The following is a 17,466-nucleotide window of genomic DNA, read 5'->3' as shown; positions in this document are numbered from 1 at the left end:
AAGAATATGGGAAAATTTGAAATTAAAACGGATAAAGCCGGTAAGTACAGGTTTAATTTAAAAGCTGGAAACGGCCAGGTCATTTTAAGCAGTCAAGGGTACTCCTCCAAGTCTGCCTGCGAAAATGGAATCGAGTCCGTGAGGGCACATGCTCCGGACGATGGGAATTTCGAAAGAAACACAGCAAAGGATGGAAGTCCATTCTTTAACCTGAAAGCTTCCAACGGTCAAGTCATTGGGAATAGCGAAATGTATTCCAGCGAATCGGCCATGGAAAATGGTATTTCTTCCGTTAAAAAGAACGCGCCAAGTGCATCGGTAGAGGAAATCTCTGAATAAAACCTTATCATTTATACAAAAACACAGCAGTCCTTTGGGCTGCTTTTTTTATGTCCCTTTTTTGCATCCATCAAATCAAAACGGTCATCCATAAAACGGGCTGCCTCAATCCCTTTTGCAGCTCTTATCCTTGTTCTGCAATAAGGCGTTAAAGCCAATTGAAAAAGCAAGGTCAATGGTTTAGCGCATACACATAGGTCATTCACATTTTTGCAAGTACATCGGATGGCGGTCCCCTAAATATGGACCATGATTTGGATGTGAACATTTCGCCAGGGAAAAAAATGATTTGATCGAAGCCATGAAGGCTTGTAAAAATCGTTTGAAAAAAAAACAGGAATCAATCCTTCTTGTTCACCAACCCTTTCGTGAACTCGTTCAAGGCCTCTACCTTTTGTTCAAAGTCCCCTTTCAAGGTTTTGCGGTATTCGTTAAGGTTGTTGACCAGCTCGTCAATATTTTCAGGCAGTACATCCTCAAAAAATTGACGCAGCCGTTTGGCCGTGGTCGGGGATTTTCCGTTTGTGGAAATAGCGACCTTAACATTGCCCTTGGTCACAATGCCGCCCATGTAAAAATCGCAAAATGGTGGATTGTCCGCTACATTTACCAATATACTCCTGTTCCTACAGTCCTGGTACACCTGTTCGTTCACCTCTGGCTTGTCCGTAGAGGCAACAACAATATGTTTTCCTTCCAAAAAGTTTTCTGAATACGCTTCCCTTGTAATGTCCACATTGTGCTTTTCGGCCAGTTCCAATGTAGCTGGCAAAAATTCTGGAGCTACCATCTGAACCCGGGCATTGGGACTGGATTTCAATAAAAATGTCAGCTTTTCCAATCCAACATTGCCTCCTCCCACAATTAGTACGTTCAAGTTTGAAACTTTCAAAAAAACGGGGTACAACTCATTCTTCTCCATAGCAAATCAATTTTAGCGGCTTACCTTCCTTATTGCAATGCTAAAGATAACGACTATTTTTCCGGATGTATACTTCTTAAAGTGAAGATATATTGCCCACTATTTAAAATGTTGGCGTTTCTTTCTGCTTTTGGGAGGATTTGAACTCGTACCTCACAAACAGCTCGTGCGACCCTCCCGTGTAGCTTGCCAAATTGGAAGTAGTAAGATCATAGGCATAACCTGCGCTAAAATTTGGGTCGATCTGCATCCCCAACAAGGTAGAGAATGAATCGTCCCACCGATAGGCCAAACCAAAGGTAAAGGTCTCCTTGAGCAGCGCATTTACCGATACATCGGCTATAATAGGCGCTCCTGGCACCCATTTTACAAAGAACCCGGGCTTGAGTTTCACATCAGGGGTCAAATCAAACACTTTACCACCAATAAAGTAATAATGTAAACGCTCCGCTGCAATTTCCTGTTCTTCCCCGTCATAATGTTTTTGTGAAAAGAAACTGGGTATGGCAAAGCCCAAGTACCCTTTTCCGGAATCGTAATATATCCCTGCCCCTATGGTCGGGAAAAATTTGCTCTTTATATTGTTTTGAAAGGCAACATCGGCCTCTTCCGTGAGTCCTTTGGAAAAATCCACATCAAAAATACGCCCGCCAACCTTCATGCCAAAGGAGAGTTTTCTGTTGGCACTGTCCAGTTGAATGGTGTAAGAAACGTTTCCGTCCAAAGAAATTTCGGAAGAAGGCCCCAAGGCATCACGGGCAATTATCCCCCCTATCCCAAGTTTGTTCTCCAAAGGTGAATCTACCGCAAGTACTTGGGTATTTGGCGCACCTTTTACCCCGACCCATTGGGAACGGTGCATCAGCAAAGCGGTTATATGCCCATTAGTGCCCGCATAGGCCGGGTTCACGCTCATAGTGTTGTACATGTACTGGGTAAATTGAGGGTCCTGTTGCGCATAAATGGAAAATGAGCCCGCTACGACCAGCAATACACAAACTTGCTTGAGTCCTTTGGCCCTATATTTTTTTGAAACAATTCCCATATTTATCTATTTATATACAACCAATCTGTCCGTGGTTCGGACCCATCACCCAAATCCAGTACGTAATAATAGGTGCCTACCGGCAATTGGTCTTCTTTTTGAACAATGGCCCGTCCGTTGGGCGTACCGTCCCAATCATTGTTGTACGAACGTTTTTCAAAAACAATGTTGCCCCATCTGTTATACACCTGGAGCGTATTGTTCGGATAACGGGAAATACAATCAATCTTAAAATAGTCGTTAACACCGTCCCCATTGGGCGAAAACTCATTGTACACCACCAAACAGCTAGGTTCCACAAAAGCTTCGGCAGAGTTGTTCGTTTCATCGGTGTCCCATTGATCCGTATAGGCCAAACCTGCCACATTTAGGTATTGTTCAATATCCAAGACCTTTACCGTAAGCAACAATGTTGCGGATTCGGAAACAGGCAACGATTCAATTTCCCAAAAAGATGACGCTGCATCGTATGTACCCACTGTTGCTTGCGAGCTTACATAACCATAGCCCAAGGGCAGTTGCTCCTCAATTCCAAGATGAGTGGCATCATCCATACCTTGATTGGTTACGGTTATTTCAAAAACGACCTCATCACCAATGTTGGGCATGGCCTTGTCCACATTCTTTGTGATTGCAATGTCTGTAGTTTGAGGCACTACATTGGCAGTGGCTTCGTCATCATCTGCAATACCATCTGCAAAATCATCCTCATCCGGCCCCGTTGAAGGGTCACTGTCCGGATCAGCATACATACTTCCCGAAACGAAAGCTGCATTCAAATATTCGTCCTCGGCCCCTGTTGGCGCATTTACCACGGCCAAAATTTCCAGACTTTCTGTGTCCTGATTCAGAATAGTTCTGTTTACGCTCCAAATCCCGGAGTCAACATGGTAAACCCCAGCCGTTGACGTGTGGGATTCGTAGGAGTAACCAGACGGCAACACATCGATTACCTCAACATTTCTGGCATCTGATGGGCCATGGTTGGTGACACGCACCACAAACCGAACCACATCCCCCACATTGGGATTGTCATTATCCACCGTTTTACTAAGGGATAAGTCACTCGATCCCTCTGGAATCGGTATTACGGTTTCTTGGTCATCTTCGGAACCCAAATTATTGTTTGGGGTTGAATCTGGGTCATACGCATCCAAAGCGGTAAGTTCCGCGGTATTCTGGTAATTTCCACTGGAAAGCACCCTTGCCCGTATTTCCAAAGTTTGGGTTGAGCCGTTGGAAACGGCCGGCAAATCCCACGAACCTGCGATTTCATCATAGATTCCCGATGTTGCGGTTGCGGACACAAATGCGTATCCGCTTTCAAGCCTATCCCCAATAATCAATCCTGAGGCATCGTTGGGACCATTATTGCTTGCCCGAATGGTAAAAACAATTTCATCACCCACTTCTGGGCTCATATCATTCACTGTTTTAGACACCGAAATATCGGTAATGTACCTTGGTGTTACAGCTTGTTCGTCTTGATCATCTTCGGCCAGTATATGGTTGTTTGGCGTTGAATCCACATCAAAAAAAGATGCATCCACCACTTCTGCTGTAGCGGTATAACCTCCCGAAGGGTTCACCTCGGCTACAATGTTCATTTCCATTTGGGATTCAAAAGCAACAGTACCAACATCCCAAACCCCGTTGGATGGATTAAAAAGTCCTCCCGAATCATCCGAAATATAGGTAAAACCATCGGGCAGTACATTTTTAATTTCAACGCCCAAGGCATCGCTCGGCCCCTCGTTTATAAGGGTTATGGTGAACATGACCAGCGCCCCTACATCGGGAAAATCATTGTCCACACCTAGGTTCAAGGCCAAATCGGCGGACGGAATGGGCGTGGTTCCGGCATTATCTTGGTCATTTTCAAAAACGTTGGTATTGTTCGGAATGGAATTCGGGTCGTACTGATCGGAAGCAAATACTTCGGCAACATTAAAATGGTCCCCTGAGTTATTTACCGTGGCCACAATGGTCAAGGTATCCGTGCTTCCATCTGCCAAATCACCCTTAAGTTCCCACATGCCAGAGGTTGCATTGTAAATTCCTGCCGTGGTCGTATGGGAAACATAGGTATATCCATCGGGCAAAAGATCTATTACCTCAACACCTGAGGCATCACTGGGCCCAAGATTGGTGATGCTTACCGTAAAAATAACCTCTTGTCCCACATAAGGGCTCAGCACGTTCACGGATTTACGCAAAAGAAGATCTGCAACAGGGATTGGAATAGGTTCAATGGTCTGTTGATCATCTTCAGATTCGTTGTTGTTGTTAGGGGTTGAATCCGCATCTTTTTCAGCAACATTGGTCAACTCGGCCGTGTTCACATAATCTCCCGTTGATAGAACCTGTACGGTTACTTCCAAGGTCTCTAAATCTCCATTGGCCAGATTGCCAACGACCCAAGAGCCATTGGTTGAATTATAAGTCCCAACAGATGGAGCGGCATTCACCAATTGATAACCCGAGGCCAAAACATCGGTGACCACCACATTGGTGGCATCGCTTGGCCCATCGTTTTGAACGGTTATGGAAAACACTATCTCCTCTCCCACTTCAGGTATAAACTCATCTACCGTTTTGGTGACGGAAATATCCACCAAGGGTTCCGGTATTACAGAAACCCCGTCTTGATCATCCTCACCGGGTGCATCGTTATTTGGAGTTGAATCAATGTCCGTTTGGTCATACCCCGTTATTTGAGCTGTGTTGTCGTAGTCCCCAGAGGCATTTACCTTGGCAAGTATATTTAGGCTTGTGGAACTTCCGCTGGCCAAAGACCCTACATTCCATATCCCAGTGGCCTCATTGTACGCGCCTTCGCCATTGTCCGTCACGTAGGTGTAACCTGAAGGCAAAAGGTCTGTAACCTCCACAGAGGTCGCTCCACTTGGGCCTTCGTTGGTGACAGTAAGGGTAAACCTGACATTATCGCTCACCAATGGCGGTGACTTGTCGATTGTTTTTGTCAAGGATAAATCAATATCCCCAGAAGATTGAGAATATGCTTTTTGAAATGAAACGAACGCAAGAAAAACTACTGCCAATAAAAAACACCTATAAAGTAGGGAGGATTGGGGTTTGTTCATAGTTTAGTTGATCAGGTTGGTCTTACGTAGTAAGACATACCCAAACATATCGAGAACATGGCACAAATGGGAAGTTATGTTGTATGGCGGGATGCTTTTGTTGTGAAAACCCAAATAACCGATGAAAGAAACACCCTAAATTTAGGGTCCATTGAGCTTTTTGCCCAATACGAAAACAAACTAGGTCGGCGGTCAAGGCCTATCCGGTTCAATCAACCCCAATAAACGCACAAAATATTGATTATGACATTTTTACAATAAAAAAAGCCCTAGTTTCCTAGGGCCTTTCATTCATTTATGGTCGGTCGTTTTCTTACCTATGCCTCACAGCTCACACAATCCTTCTTTTGCTTGAATTTCTGCGCTGCGTTCATACTATGCTGATAGTACAAGGATTTTAGTCCCAATTTCCATGCCGTAACGTGGATTTTGTTGATGTCCTTTGTAGGCATATCGGGGTGTACGATGATGTTCACCGATTGCCCCTGATCAATATGGTTTTGTCTGTTGGCCGCTTGGTATACAATATCCAACTGATCTAATTCCGAATAGGTCTTGAACACCGCCTTCTCCTCCTCGGTCAAAAAGTCCAAATGCTGCACGGAACCATCCATATCACGGATGCTCTTCCATACCTCGGAAGTGTTCTGTCCTTTTTCTTCCAACAAGTCCATTAAGAACGGATTTTTGATGGTGACCTTGATCTTGGCGATATCCTTTACGTAGCAATTGGACCAAATAGGCTCAATTCCTTGGGATACCTGCCCCAAAATAAAGGCAGATGATGTAGTTGGCGCAATAGCGTTCAAGGTTGCATTGCGTCTTCCATAACCTTTTAATACTTCTGGCTCGCCAAAGCGTTCTGCCAATTGCTCGGATGCTTTGTACGAACGCTCTTTTATTTCCCTAAAAATCTCACTGTTCAAGTTATAGGCCTCTTGGCTGTTAAAGGCCAATCTTTTAGACTGTAAAAGAGAGTGCCATCCCAAAGCACCCAAGCCCAAGGAACGGTTTTGTTTTGCAAAATTGTAGGCCCTTTCCATAAATAGGAAAGTTTGTTGGTCTTCCCTATCGGAAGAATCCCTATAAGCTTCCAGTTTTTCGATGAACTCGGTGATTACGGCGTCCAAAAAGTGAACCATGGTCTCCACGGCATCGGTCTTTTTCCATTTGTCGTAATGCATTAAGTTGATACTGGAAAGCACACAAACAAACGACCAATCATCATTGGAGGGCAGCATAATTTCGGTACACAGGTTACTGGCATGTATCCGGTGGTTCTTGTCCTTATAAACATCTGCGGCACCATCATTGGCATTATCGGAGAAGAATATATAAGGATACCCCATTTCGCCCCTGCGCTGCAATACTTTGGCCCACACGGTTCTTTTATCAACATCACCCTCGATCATTTCCTGCATCCATTGGTTGGTCACCGTTACCCCATGGGTCAATTGCTGTATAGGGTTGCCTTCGGTGCCTATTTCCAAAAACTCCATAATGTCCTTGTGGTCAATCGGCAAATATGGAGAAAAACGTCCGCGACGTACCGACCCTTGGCTTACCACATCCACCATGGATTCGAACAACTGCATAATATGGACCGCTCCAGAAGCTTGTCCATTATTTTTTACAGGAGCTCCCCTATGTCTTATTTTACCAAAGTAACCGGATGTTCCCCCACCAAGCTTGGACATCATCCCCACCTCGGATTGGGTGTAAAGGATATTTCCCATATCGTCATCGATATGCGATCCAAAACAGCTAATCGGCAACCCGCGCTTTTTTCCAAAATTGGACCATACCGGAGAAGCCAAAGAGAAGAATCCTTCGGACATATAGCCATAGAATTTGTCCGAATACCCAGGAATCTTCAAAATCTCCTCTGCTCTATCACCAATCTCACGGATGCGTTCCTCGGGCCCCACCCCTTCGGTAAGATAACCAGATGCCAAAAACTTCCGGCTATACTCGTTCAACCATTCAAATCCTTTGTCTTCCTCACTTTTGAGTTTGGACAAAGTATCCTTTCTTGCATTTACAAGTTCTTGTGTTTTGTTATCCTGCTTTTGATCGGTGGTCGGGGTTATTTGTGTTCTCTTCTCCATAATTAAAAAAGGTCGTCGCTAGTTATACTTTGTGTTCTTTTGCTATAGTTGATGGATCTTTTTACAAAAAAGTCTCCGTGTTTTGTCCCTATGATCTCGTCATCGAACCATTCGGTCTGTTCCAATAGTTTTTGATCGACATCGAATACTTTGGAAATCCCAATGCTCTCCAATGAGTTATTGAATCTGTTCTTGATGAATTCGTTGACCAATTTCTTTGGCAAAAAGTCCAATTCACCTTCTTCAAAGATCCAATCCACTATTTTGCTTTCTGCCTCAAATGCCTTTTCGCAGATATCCTGAATCATCTCTTTATAAGCATCATCGAACCACTCCGGATGTTCTTTTTTGATGATGTTGATCACATCGATTCCAAAATCACCATGAATCTGCTCCTCTTTTGAGGTAGCCTCTACCACATTGGAAATTCCTTTTAGCACATTTTTATGCTTGTTGAACGCCATGATGATCAAGAACTGGGAAAACAGGGATACATGTTCGATAAATAGGGAGAACAGCAAGATGGATTCCGCATACTCCTTGTTGTTCTCGCTTTTTGCATTTTTAAGGGCAGTCTCCAAATACTGCACCCGCTTCATGATAACCGGTTTTTTCTTCAGGTTCTCGAACTCTTGGTTCAAGCCCAAAATTTCCAAAAGGTGGGAGTACGCATCGTGGTGGCGCACTTCACTTTCGGCAAATGTTGCCCCTACCGAACCGATTTCCGGTTTGGGCATACGGTGATATATGTCGCCCCAGAATGTTTTTACCGCCACCTCAATTTGGGAAATGGCAAGCATGGTGTTTTTTATGGCGCTGCGCTCCACCTCGTTCAAGCCGGATTTAAAGTCTTGGATATCACTGGTGAAATTAAATTCTGTATGTATCCAATACGAATGTCGGATAGCCGGAACGTACTCATACAATTGGGGATACTCATAAGGCTTCAGGTTGATACGCTTCTCGAAAATATCCGATTCGCGCATTTGTGCCCTTTTGTTTCTGTAAATAATGTAGGCCTTTGCGGCATCGTGGAACTCACTGTTCATAAGTTCGTTCTCCACCACGTCCTGTACCTCTTCAACGGTAGGCAAATAATGTTCATCCTGACTTTTTCGTTCCAATAACACCTTGCTGACGTTACTGGCAATGGTCTGCGCATCGGTAATATGGCCATGCTCCACAGCTGTCATGGCTTTCAATATCGCATTCGTAATCTTGTTTAAATCAAACTCTTGCGTACTAAAGTCCCTCTTGGTAATATGAGTAATCTGCATGAAGAAAACGGTTTGGAGTTGTAAAAAATAGCTTGAATGTAAAATTCATATTTTCTTCTGTTGAATTTTAAGTTTCACCCATTAGGTTCTTAACACTTTTATCAACATTCATGTTTTGTAACCGCAAAAACCCTTCGGAGCAAACGCGGAATAAGGGCTCGGAAAAAAATCCAGCAAGTATGATTCCTGCTAATTTTTTTTCACAGTTTTTTAACAAAAATGTGCGAAAAATAATTGAGCGCAGTGAATGCACAACATCAGCGACATTTTGCGCAAAAAAGGACATGTTGCAAAAATTAGACTTTAGGAAAGCGGTTACGCTTACTTCTGGAAGAACAAACCTCAAAAAATATGGTTCTTTTCAACTTATAATATCTTTATAATCCAGAACGGCAATAATTAGACATATGCAAGTGCAATTTCGTACCAAAAAAGAAGCCAATATGGAGCAGGAAAGGGAGTTCTTGGCACTTTCCCCTATTGAGCGTGTTTATCGTTTCTTGGTTCTCATGCAGCGCATCAACCGATTTCCGACAAAGGCCAAGCATGATGAGAATAAATTCATCATACAGATTACTACCGGCAAATGAGGCAATGGAAAGAGGATATCCACCTTTTTTTTGGAAATGACCAACAATAAAAACTAGTTAGAAAAGTCTACATCTTCTAATAGTTATGCATTGGGATACCTCTCAAAAAGGTTCTATGGGAACTCTTTAAACTTAACTGATTTTGCCACGCTCAGTAAATTAGTTGGATTTGGGGCTTGCAGCACTTCACTCCGTTTCGTTCGCTTTTTTATTCAGCTTTCTTTTGCGACCGTGGGGAGCAAAAGCAACGAATTTCATCAATAGCGTTTTTTCCCGTCCATTTGTTCCAATTTGGGGACGGCAATTAAATGGAACAAGTAAAGATTGAAAAAATGTTGGCCGTCACCTTTCTGAGAAATATTTTGCAACATTTAACTTTCGGATATATTGTATGAACACTATCCATTACCATACTTTTTTATAGACATTTTTTGGGAACACAAAAGTTTAAAAAAATACAAATACACAAATTAATAGTTTGCATATTTGAGTAATAATAAACCTTTTAGGCTTTTAATAGTTTAAAAAAGATTTAATACAAAGACTTTTAGTTTGGATAAACAACAAAAAATAAACCGTTTTCTCAATTCACAGCCTCCGGGAGTTGTCTATTTAAGCTCATGGTTAACGGAAAATGGATTCTCCACACAATTGCTCAATCGATATAAAAAGAGCCGCTGGATATATTCCATAGGTTCCGGAGCTTGGATGAGAATGGGTGATAAGCCTACCTATCAAGGAGCATTATTTGCGTTGCAAGAACAAGCTAACCTAACTATCCATCCGGGAGCTAAGACCGCCTTATCCTTATTGGGAAAAGTCCATTATCTGGAACTATCCACAAAGCAAATAACGTTGTTCGGGGGAAGCGAAGAAAAATTGCCCGCTTGGTTTTCAAAATACAACTGGGGGTTAAAAGTGGACTACTACAGTTCCACCTTCCTTCCTTCCAATATAGGACTACAAACTTTGGAGCAAGGGACTTTCAATTTGTTGGTGTCGAATCCAGCAAGGGCCTTAATGGAATGTCTGTATCTAGTGCCCAAAAAACAAGAACTGGTCGAGTGCTACGAAATAATGGAAGGTTTGAACAACCTTAGGCCGAAACAGGTTCAGGAACTTTTGGAGGCCTGCTCATCCGTAAAGGTGAAACGACTTTTTCTGTACATGGCAGAAAAGGCAGGGCACGATTGGTTTAAATACACCAACTTGGAAAAAATCGATCTTGGAAAAGGAAAACGCTCCTTGGTAAAAGATGGTGTTTATATATCCAAATACCGTATCACGGTCCCTAAAGCATTGGAAAATTATGAATAATTTCAAGCAACAGGTCTCCCTATTGTTGCAGGTGTTGCCGGAGGTGGCAAAGGAACCGGATTTCGCACGCCATGGTATATATAATTTTTCTTCTCATAGCCTCAAATATCGTTATTCCCCCTACTTTCCTACCTATCCCAATGATGATAAGGGTTTTCAAACTAGGTTAGATGTTTTTTCAACTTACCAATCATACCCTTTAGGTAAGATGGAGATGGGTATACCTTGACCAAGAGCAAGAAATAGGATCAAATGGTACCAAAAACGCACAACCAAAATGTTAAAGTTGAAGAATTTAAAATGTTGTATGTTGTACCAAAATAAAAAAGCCGAGATCTAAATCTCGGCTTATCCCTTTTTGTACCTTGGGGGGGAATCGAACCCCCACTCCCGAAGGAACTGGATTTTGAATCCAGCGTATTTACCACCAAATTTCCGTAAGTTATATTATAATCAACTGATTAACATATAATTAATTTTATATAATGTCAATTGATATCGTTTAAAATCCTAATTTGTTGTACCTATGTTGTACCAAAAATGATTATCTTTATATTCTCAATACTTAAGATATGGCATCAAACGCAAAAATAGTACTTCGGAAAAAGCCCAATAAAGAAGGGCATTGTCCTCTTTGTATTCGTATTACTAAAAACCGTCGCTCAAATTATCATTATATAGGTCATAATATTGACCCTAATGATTGGGATGGAAAAAATATTAGAGTTAGAAAATCACACCCTTACTCAGATAGGTTAAACGGCTTGCTTAGTACTAAACTGTCTGAGGCGAATAAGATGCTGATTGATTTGCAATCGAGCAAAAAGGATATATCGGCTAATCAAATAAAAGAGAAACTTTATGCATCTTCCGAATCAGTTACTTTTTTCGAAGTGGCACAAGATTTTCTTGATGATTTAGAAGCAAACGAAAAGCTGTCTAGGCTCTCGACCGACAAGGCTCGTGTTAACCACGTATTGAACTTTACCAAATCAAAACAACTTACCTTTCAAGAAATTGATGAAAACTTTCTAAAGAGATTTAAAACTTACCTCCGTACAAAACACAACCTATCGGAAAGGTCGATAGTAAATAATCTTATTGTGATTAGAACTATCTATAATAGAGCTATTAAATTGGGTATAGTAGATAGAAAACTCTATCCCTTCGGTTCAGATAAAATACGGATTAAGTTCCCTGAAACCGAAAAAATAGGCCTTACCAAAAATGAGGTCATAAAACTTGAATCCGTTGAAAATCTGACCGACAACGAGACTCACGCTAGAAATGTTTGGCTTTTCAGTTTTTATTTTGCCGGAATTCGGGTAGCTGACGTATTGAAAATTCGTTGGACCGATATTTATGACGAAAGGCTGCATTATCGAATGAACAAGAATTTAAAATTGTTATCCCTTAAAATCCCAGATAAAATATTTCCGATTTTGGAATATTATCAGGACAGTAAACAAAATGATGACGATTTTATATTTCCGGAAATGAAAAAGGCAAATTTACAAGATGCAAAAGATGTCTATGCTAAAACAAAAACGGCCAACAAGAAATTCAATAAATATTTGGTATCGGTCGCTGATAAAGCCAAAATATCAAAAAAAGTAACTATGCACATTGCTAGACATACATTTGGGAATATATCGGAAGATAAAATCCCAATTAATATGCTCCAAAAATTATATAGACATTCATCGATTACCACTACTATAAATTACCAATCTAACTTTATGCATAGGGATGCCGATAATGCTTTGGATAGCGTCATTAATTTTTGATTTCTGAAATTCTAAATCATCATTGCACAATCTGTGCATTGATTTTTTTTTATCTTTGTAGTGTGAAAATTATCGCTGTCATATTATCTCTATATATATTCGGGCTTAACTTATTAGCCTGTAATGATAGTGACACTTCACAAGTGATTTCTGATTCAGAAGTAACAGTGGTTGCTACGCAGAATTTAGATATCGACTATTCACATGATAAAGTAGCAGATTTATGCCCTCCTTTTTGTAGTTGCCATTGCTGCCATGTGCATACAGTAGATTTCGGTTCTTCAAATTTCAAGGCTTTGATTATTGAAATTCCATCAAAAGCCTTTGTCCATTTTGACAGCTCAGTGGAAGAACCTATTCTTTCCTTTTTAGATCCTCCAAAAGTTTAATTCAGTTTTTTTAAAGGATAATTATATCCTTTTTTGACCAAATCCTGGTTCTCATACTAGATCCTTGGTCCTATTGATAGATTTTGTTAGGCACAAAATTATTATCAAGAATTTTAACTGAATTAAATTTTTATTTATATGATTAATAAGATAATCGCATTTTCCATTAATAATAAATTTATTATTGGACTACTTACCTTAGCGCTGATAGGGACGGGTATTTGGTCCATGATGACCGTCAACCTGGGATCGGTGCCAGATATTACTAACAATCAGGTTCAGGTGATCACCCAGTCGCCAAATCTTGCCACAGAAGATATTGAACAATTTGTAACCTATCCCGTAGAACTTTCGATGGGTAATTTACCTGGAGTTACAGAGATTCGCTCTATTTCACGGTTTGGACTTTCGGTAGTTACTATTGTTTTTAAAGATGATATGGGAACTTATCTCCCTCGTCAACTAGTACAGGAAAAACTTAATGAATTGGGAGAAACCATTCCCGATAAATTTGGAAGTCCTGCTATGGGACCTATTTCAACCGGATTGGGTCAAATTTATGAGTATACCATAAAGCCAAAGGAGGGATACGAAACTGAATATTCTCCCATGGAACTACGAACTATTCAGGACTGGATAATCAAGCGACAACTTACCTTGCTGGAAGGTGTGGTGGAAGTAAATTCTTTTGGAGGCTCCATAAAACAATATGAGGTAGCAATCAATCCTGAGAAATTAAACAGTATGGGTATAAGTATCTCTGAGGTTTATGAGGCGCTGGCCCGAAACAATGTGAATACCGGTGGAGCTTATATTGAGAAAAATAAAATGTCAAATTTTATTAGAGGTGAAGGTTTAATCCGTTCACTGGAGGATATAAGGAAAATTGCTATTACTACCGAAAATGCTGTTCCGATAACTATTGGAGATGTTGCGGAAGATGTTCAGTTTGGAAATCAGGTACGCTACGGAGCTTTCACTCAAGACGGAGAGGAAGCCGTAGGCGGGATAATAATGATGTTAAAAGGCGCCAATCCCAATGCCGTAATTCAGGATGTTAAAGATAGGATGGCAGAAGTTGAAAAGTCACTTCCTGAAGGTTTGACCATAGAGCCAATTATTGATCGGAGTGAATTAATAGCACGAACAACCGATACTGTTAAAACAAATTTACTGGAAGGTGCATTGATAGTGATTTTTGCCCTGGTATTGTTATTAGGTAGTCTAAGAGGTGGACTTATTACTGCTACCACTATTCCCTTATCACTGCTTTTTGCTTTTATTTTAATGAAACAATTCAATGTCTGGGCCAATCTAATGAGTTTGGGCGCTATTGACTTTGGAATCATTATAGACGGTGCAGTGATTATCATCGAGGGAACCGTGTATGAAATACAAAAACGGATAAGATCTGGCAAGGTGAAATTCAATCAGGCTAAAATGGATGAAGTAGCCTATGATGCTGGGAGCACGATGATGAGTTCCGCATTTTTTGGACAGATTATAATTCTTATTGTATTCACGCCTATACTTTTTCTTACGGGGGTAGAAGGTAAAATGTTTAAGCCGATGGCGTACACTTTCGGTTTTGCCATGATAGGTGCTATTTTCTTATGCCTTACCTATGTCCCTATGATGTCTGCCCTATTTATGAAACCCATTCAGAATAAAAAGAACTGGTTTGGAAGGTTTGAACGCTGGCTGGAAAGGATAAGTGATAAGATAATTGGTGGAATACAAAGGGTATATATGCCTTTACTGAAAGGGGCATTAAAACTGAAGCTCATTGTTGTAGGTGCTGCTGCTGTTCTACTTGTATTAGCCGGTTTCCTTTTTTCCAGAATGGGAGGAGAATTTGTGCCTCAACTGGATGAAGGGGATATTGCAATGCAGGCTTTAATCAGACCAGGAAGTTCATTAACAGAGTCTATTGAAGTTTCCAAAAAAATAGAAAATATCCTTCTAGAAAATTTTCCTGAAATTAAAACAGCAACAGCAAGAATTGGAGTAGCGGACATCCCAACAGATCCAATGCCGATGGATATAGCAGATATGTACCTGATTCTTGAAAAAGATAAGGATAATTGGACAACCGCTGAAACTAAAGAAGGACTTATAGCGCAAATCAAGGAAAAACTCAATAAAGAACTTACTGGGGTAAACCTTGTGTTTACGCAACCTGTAGAATTAAGGTTCAACGAATTATTAGAGGGAGTAAGAGAAGATATTGCGGTTAAACTATATGGAGAGGACCTGGGGGTGTTGTCGGAAAAGGTACAGGAAATGGCCAGTATTATCCAAACCGTGCCTGGTGCAGGAGACGTAAACGCGGAGCGAACATCAGGCCTCCCACAAATGACCGTTAAATTTAACCGTGATAAAATTGCGCAATATGGACTGGATATCCAAAAAGCCAATGATTACATAAGTACAGCTTTTGCAGGAGGAACAGCCGGAGTCATTTTTGAAGGAGAAAAACGATTCGATTTAGTAGTTCGATTTGATGAGGAACATAGAAAGAATATTGATGATTTGCGTGGTATGTATATCGATCTTCCAGACGGAACTCAGGTGCCGATAAAAGAAATAGCAAATATCGAATATGTTCCGGGTCCTATGCAAATTTCAAGGGATGACACGTATAGAAGAACCTATGTGGGTGTAAATGCCCGGGGAAGGGATGTAGAGTCAGTCGTTAATGATATTCAGCAAAGATTAGATGAAGAATTGGAACTACCTCCCGGTTATTATATAACTTATGGGGGGGAATTCGAAAACCTTCAGAGTGCCAAAGATCGATTAGTGATTGTTGTACCGATAGCATTATTCCTGATTTTCGTGCTTCTATATTTTGCCTTAAAATCTTTTTCCCAATCTATCATGATCTATATGGCGATACCACTGGCGGCTATTGGAGGAATATTTGCTCTTTGGTTAAGAGATATGCCGTTTAGTATTTCAGCTGGTGTAGGCTTCATTGTATTGTTTGGGGTTGCCGTTTTAAACGGGCTGGTGCTTATTAACAGGTTTAATTCCTTAAAAGAAGAAGGGGTAACCAGTATAAAAGATAGAATTTTTACAGGAACCAAAGAACGAATACGTCCCATTATGTTAACAGCAACAACAGATATTTTTGGATTTCTGCCGATGGCTTTTTCATCGTCAGCAGGAGCTGAAGTACAACGACCCCTTGCTACGGTAGTTATTGGTGGCATGCTTACAGCTACCTTGCTTACCCTGGTTGTTCTTCCTGTCCTTTATACATTTGTAGAGAAGAGACGTGAGAAGAAGGAACAGAACAATCTTGGTTCTTCCAATACGCGATCTTTAGCTACGGTTTTGATAATTGGCTTGATGTTAGGCGGAACCTTTTCCGTAAATGCCCAATCTGGTGAAATGTCCTCGGAATATCCACAGCAGGATACTTTACAAACTATTAGTTTGGAGGATGCAAAAGAAATGGCAATCAAAAATTTTCCACAGCTCCAAGCTGCCCAGCTCGAAATTGAAAGTGAGGAAGTATTGCGCAAAACCGCCTTTGATTTTGGAAACACCCAAATCTTTACAGGAAAAGAAGAAGTAGGAAATGGCTCTGATGGGATCTATACCCAAATTGGCGTCCAACAACAAGGCATCGATATTTTCGGAATAGTGCCCCGGTTAAAACTACAGAAAGAAAGGGTGGCACTTGCTGAAAATGCCTTAGAGCTATCTACTATTGAAATTGAACGTGAAGTAAGCAGGGCCTGGACATCTGTTTATACAAGTAAAAAGAGGTATCAGGTATATAAGAAAATGGATTCTATTTTCGAAGATATTGAAAGGGCGGCTAGAATCAGGTATGAGACAGAAGCTACCTCTAAACTGGAATATCTTGCCACCTCAAATCAGGGGAATGAGGTGAAAATACAGTTAGAACAAGCTTATCGAGATTACCTGAAATCAATACAGCGCTTAAACCTATGGTTTGTTAGTGACACAATTTACGATGTACCAGATTTGCCTGCTGAAGCATTGGATGAACCTTTAAACTTTCTGGTAGAGTCTCTTGAAAATCATCCCTTACTACAGGTTTCAGAACAAAGAATTGACGTGGCAAAAGCGGTTACCAGAGAACGAAAATCTGAATTTTTGCCCAAATTTCAGGGTCAATACGGTAGGCAGGAAATAGCCGGGCAATCGGGTTTCTTTCAATATCAAATAGGAATTCAAATTCCACTGTTTTTTGGGCCGGAATTAGGCCGTACCCAGGAAGCACAAGTAAATAGACAGATTGCAGAGCAAAACTTTTACCAGGATAAACTCGAACTGGAAATCGCCTATAAAAATATGCGGGAAGACTACATCAAATGGAGAAACTCATGGAATTATTATAGGGATGAAGCGCTTCCTTTAGCACAGGAACAACAGGATGGGTCGGTATTAGCATTTAAGGAAGGTGCTATAGATTACGTAACCTTCCTTCAAAATATAAGAGATGCCATTAGAATCGAAGTAAATGCCTGGAGTGCTTTTAACGATTATCTCGACAGCCGTTACCAACTGGAATATTACCTTAAGAATTCAAATTAAAAATTAAAATAAGAAA

General features: G+C 40.9%; 11 protein-coding genes. 6 read left to right on the top strand and 5 right to left on the bottom strand.

Translation table 11 applies throughout. The features are described 5' to 3' along the window. Nucleotides 1-6: 6 nt before the first annotated feature. Nucleotides 7-339, top strand: coding sequence for a YegP family protein (locus tag AC13CC_RS01225; protein ID WP_326276936.1), 333 nt, complete (start codon nt 7-9; stop codon nt 337-339). A 340-nt stretch (nt 340-679) separates the two neighbouring features. On the opposite strand, the gene AC13CC_RS01220 is transcribed toward AC13CC_RS01225, so the two are convergent. The 5 genes from AC13CC_RS01220 to AC13CC_RS01200 all read right to left on the bottom strand — a co-directional run bounded on the left by AC13CC_RS01220 (nt 680) and on the right by AC13CC_RS01200 (nt 8,795). Continuing rightward, nucleotides 680-1,261 carry a precorrin-2 dehydrogenase/sirohydrochlorin ferrochelatase family protein gene (locus AC13CC_RS01220; RefSeq protein ID WP_326276935.1) on the bottom strand — a complete coding sequence of 194 codons (582 nt, stop codon included), beginning with the start codon at nt 1,259-1,261 and terminating at the stop codon, nt 680-682. 103 nt (nt 1,262-1,364) lie between these two features. Further along, nucleotides 1,365-2,306 (bottom strand): PorP/SprF family type IX secretion system membrane protein, encoded by a 942-nt coding sequence (locus AC13CC_RS01215; protein ID WP_326276934.1) that lies wholly within the window; start codon nt 2,304-2,306, stop codon nt 1,365-1,367. A 2-nt stretch (nt 2,307-2,308) separates the two neighbouring features. Continuing rightward, nucleotides 2,309-5,293 carry a T9SS type B sorting domain-containing protein gene (locus tag AC13CC_RS01210; protein WP_482875774.1) on the bottom strand — a complete coding sequence of 995 codons (2,985 nt, stop codon included), beginning with the start codon at nt 5,291-5,293 and terminating at the stop codon, nt 2,309-2,311. A 434-nt stretch (nt 5,294-5,727) separates the two neighbouring features. Continuing rightward, the gene (locus AC13CC_RS01205) at nt 5,728-7,518 is read right to left on the bottom strand and encodes a ribonucleoside-diphosphate reductase subunit alpha (protein WP_326276932.1); all 1,791 of its coding nucleotides are present in this window, start codon (nt 7,516-7,518) and stop codon (nt 5,728-5,730) included. Nucleotides 7,519-7,520: 2 nt separating this feature from the next. Further along, a complete protein-coding gene (locus AC13CC_RS01200; protein WP_326276931.1) occupies nt 7,521-8,795 on the bottom strand; it encodes a ribonucleotide-diphosphate reductase subunit beta in 1,275 nt (424 codons plus the stop codon). A gap of 407 nt (nt 8,796-9,202) precedes the next feature. Here AC13CC_RS01200 and AC13CC_RS01195 point away from each other — a divergent pair, with 407 nt between their 5' ends. The 5 genes from AC13CC_RS01195 to AC13CC_RS01175 all read left to right on the top strand — a co-directional run bounded on the left by AC13CC_RS01195 (nt 9,203) and on the right by AC13CC_RS01175 (nt 17,450). Continuing rightward, nucleotides 9,203-9,385 carry a hypothetical protein gene (locus AC13CC_RS01195; RefSeq protein ID WP_326276930.1) on the top strand — a complete coding sequence of 61 codons (183 nt, stop codon included), beginning with the start codon at nt 9,203-9,205 and terminating at the stop codon, nt 9,383-9,385. 552 nt (nt 9,386-9,937) lie between these two features. After that, nucleotides 9,938-10,702: a type IV toxin-antitoxin system AbiEi family antitoxin domain-containing protein gene (locus AC13CC_RS01190; protein ID WP_482875773.1), complete on the top strand. Its 765-nt coding sequence runs from the start codon at nt 9,938-9,940 to the stop codon at nt 10,700-10,702. A 572-nt stretch (nt 10,703-11,274) separates the two neighbouring features. After that, nucleotides 11,275-12,489 carry a site-specific integrase gene (locus tag AC13CC_RS01185; protein ID WP_008610969.1) on the top strand — a complete coding sequence of 405 codons (1,215 nt, stop codon included), beginning with the start codon at nt 11,275-11,277 and terminating at the stop codon, nt 12,487-12,489. Between the two features lie 62 nt (nt 12,490-12,551). Then, nucleotides 12,552-12,878 carry a DUF6660 family protein gene (locus tag AC13CC_RS01180; protein WP_225573949.1) on the top strand — a complete coding sequence of 109 codons (327 nt, stop codon included), beginning with the start codon at nt 12,552-12,554 and terminating at the stop codon, nt 12,876-12,878. A 138-nt stretch (nt 12,879-13,016) separates the two neighbouring features. Next, nucleotides 13,017-17,450: a CusA/CzcA family heavy metal efflux RND transporter gene (locus AC13CC_RS01175; RefSeq protein ID WP_482875772.1), complete on the top strand. Its 4,434-nt coding sequence runs from the start codon at nt 13,017-13,019 to the stop codon at nt 17,448-17,450. Nucleotides 17,451-17,466 lie beyond the last annotated feature (16 nt).

It is taken from the genome of Flagellimonas sp. L-11 (assembly GCF_056857735.1).
Note: the sequence above shows the minus strand (reverse complement) of the source record. Positions and strands in the feature narration are given on the sequence as shown.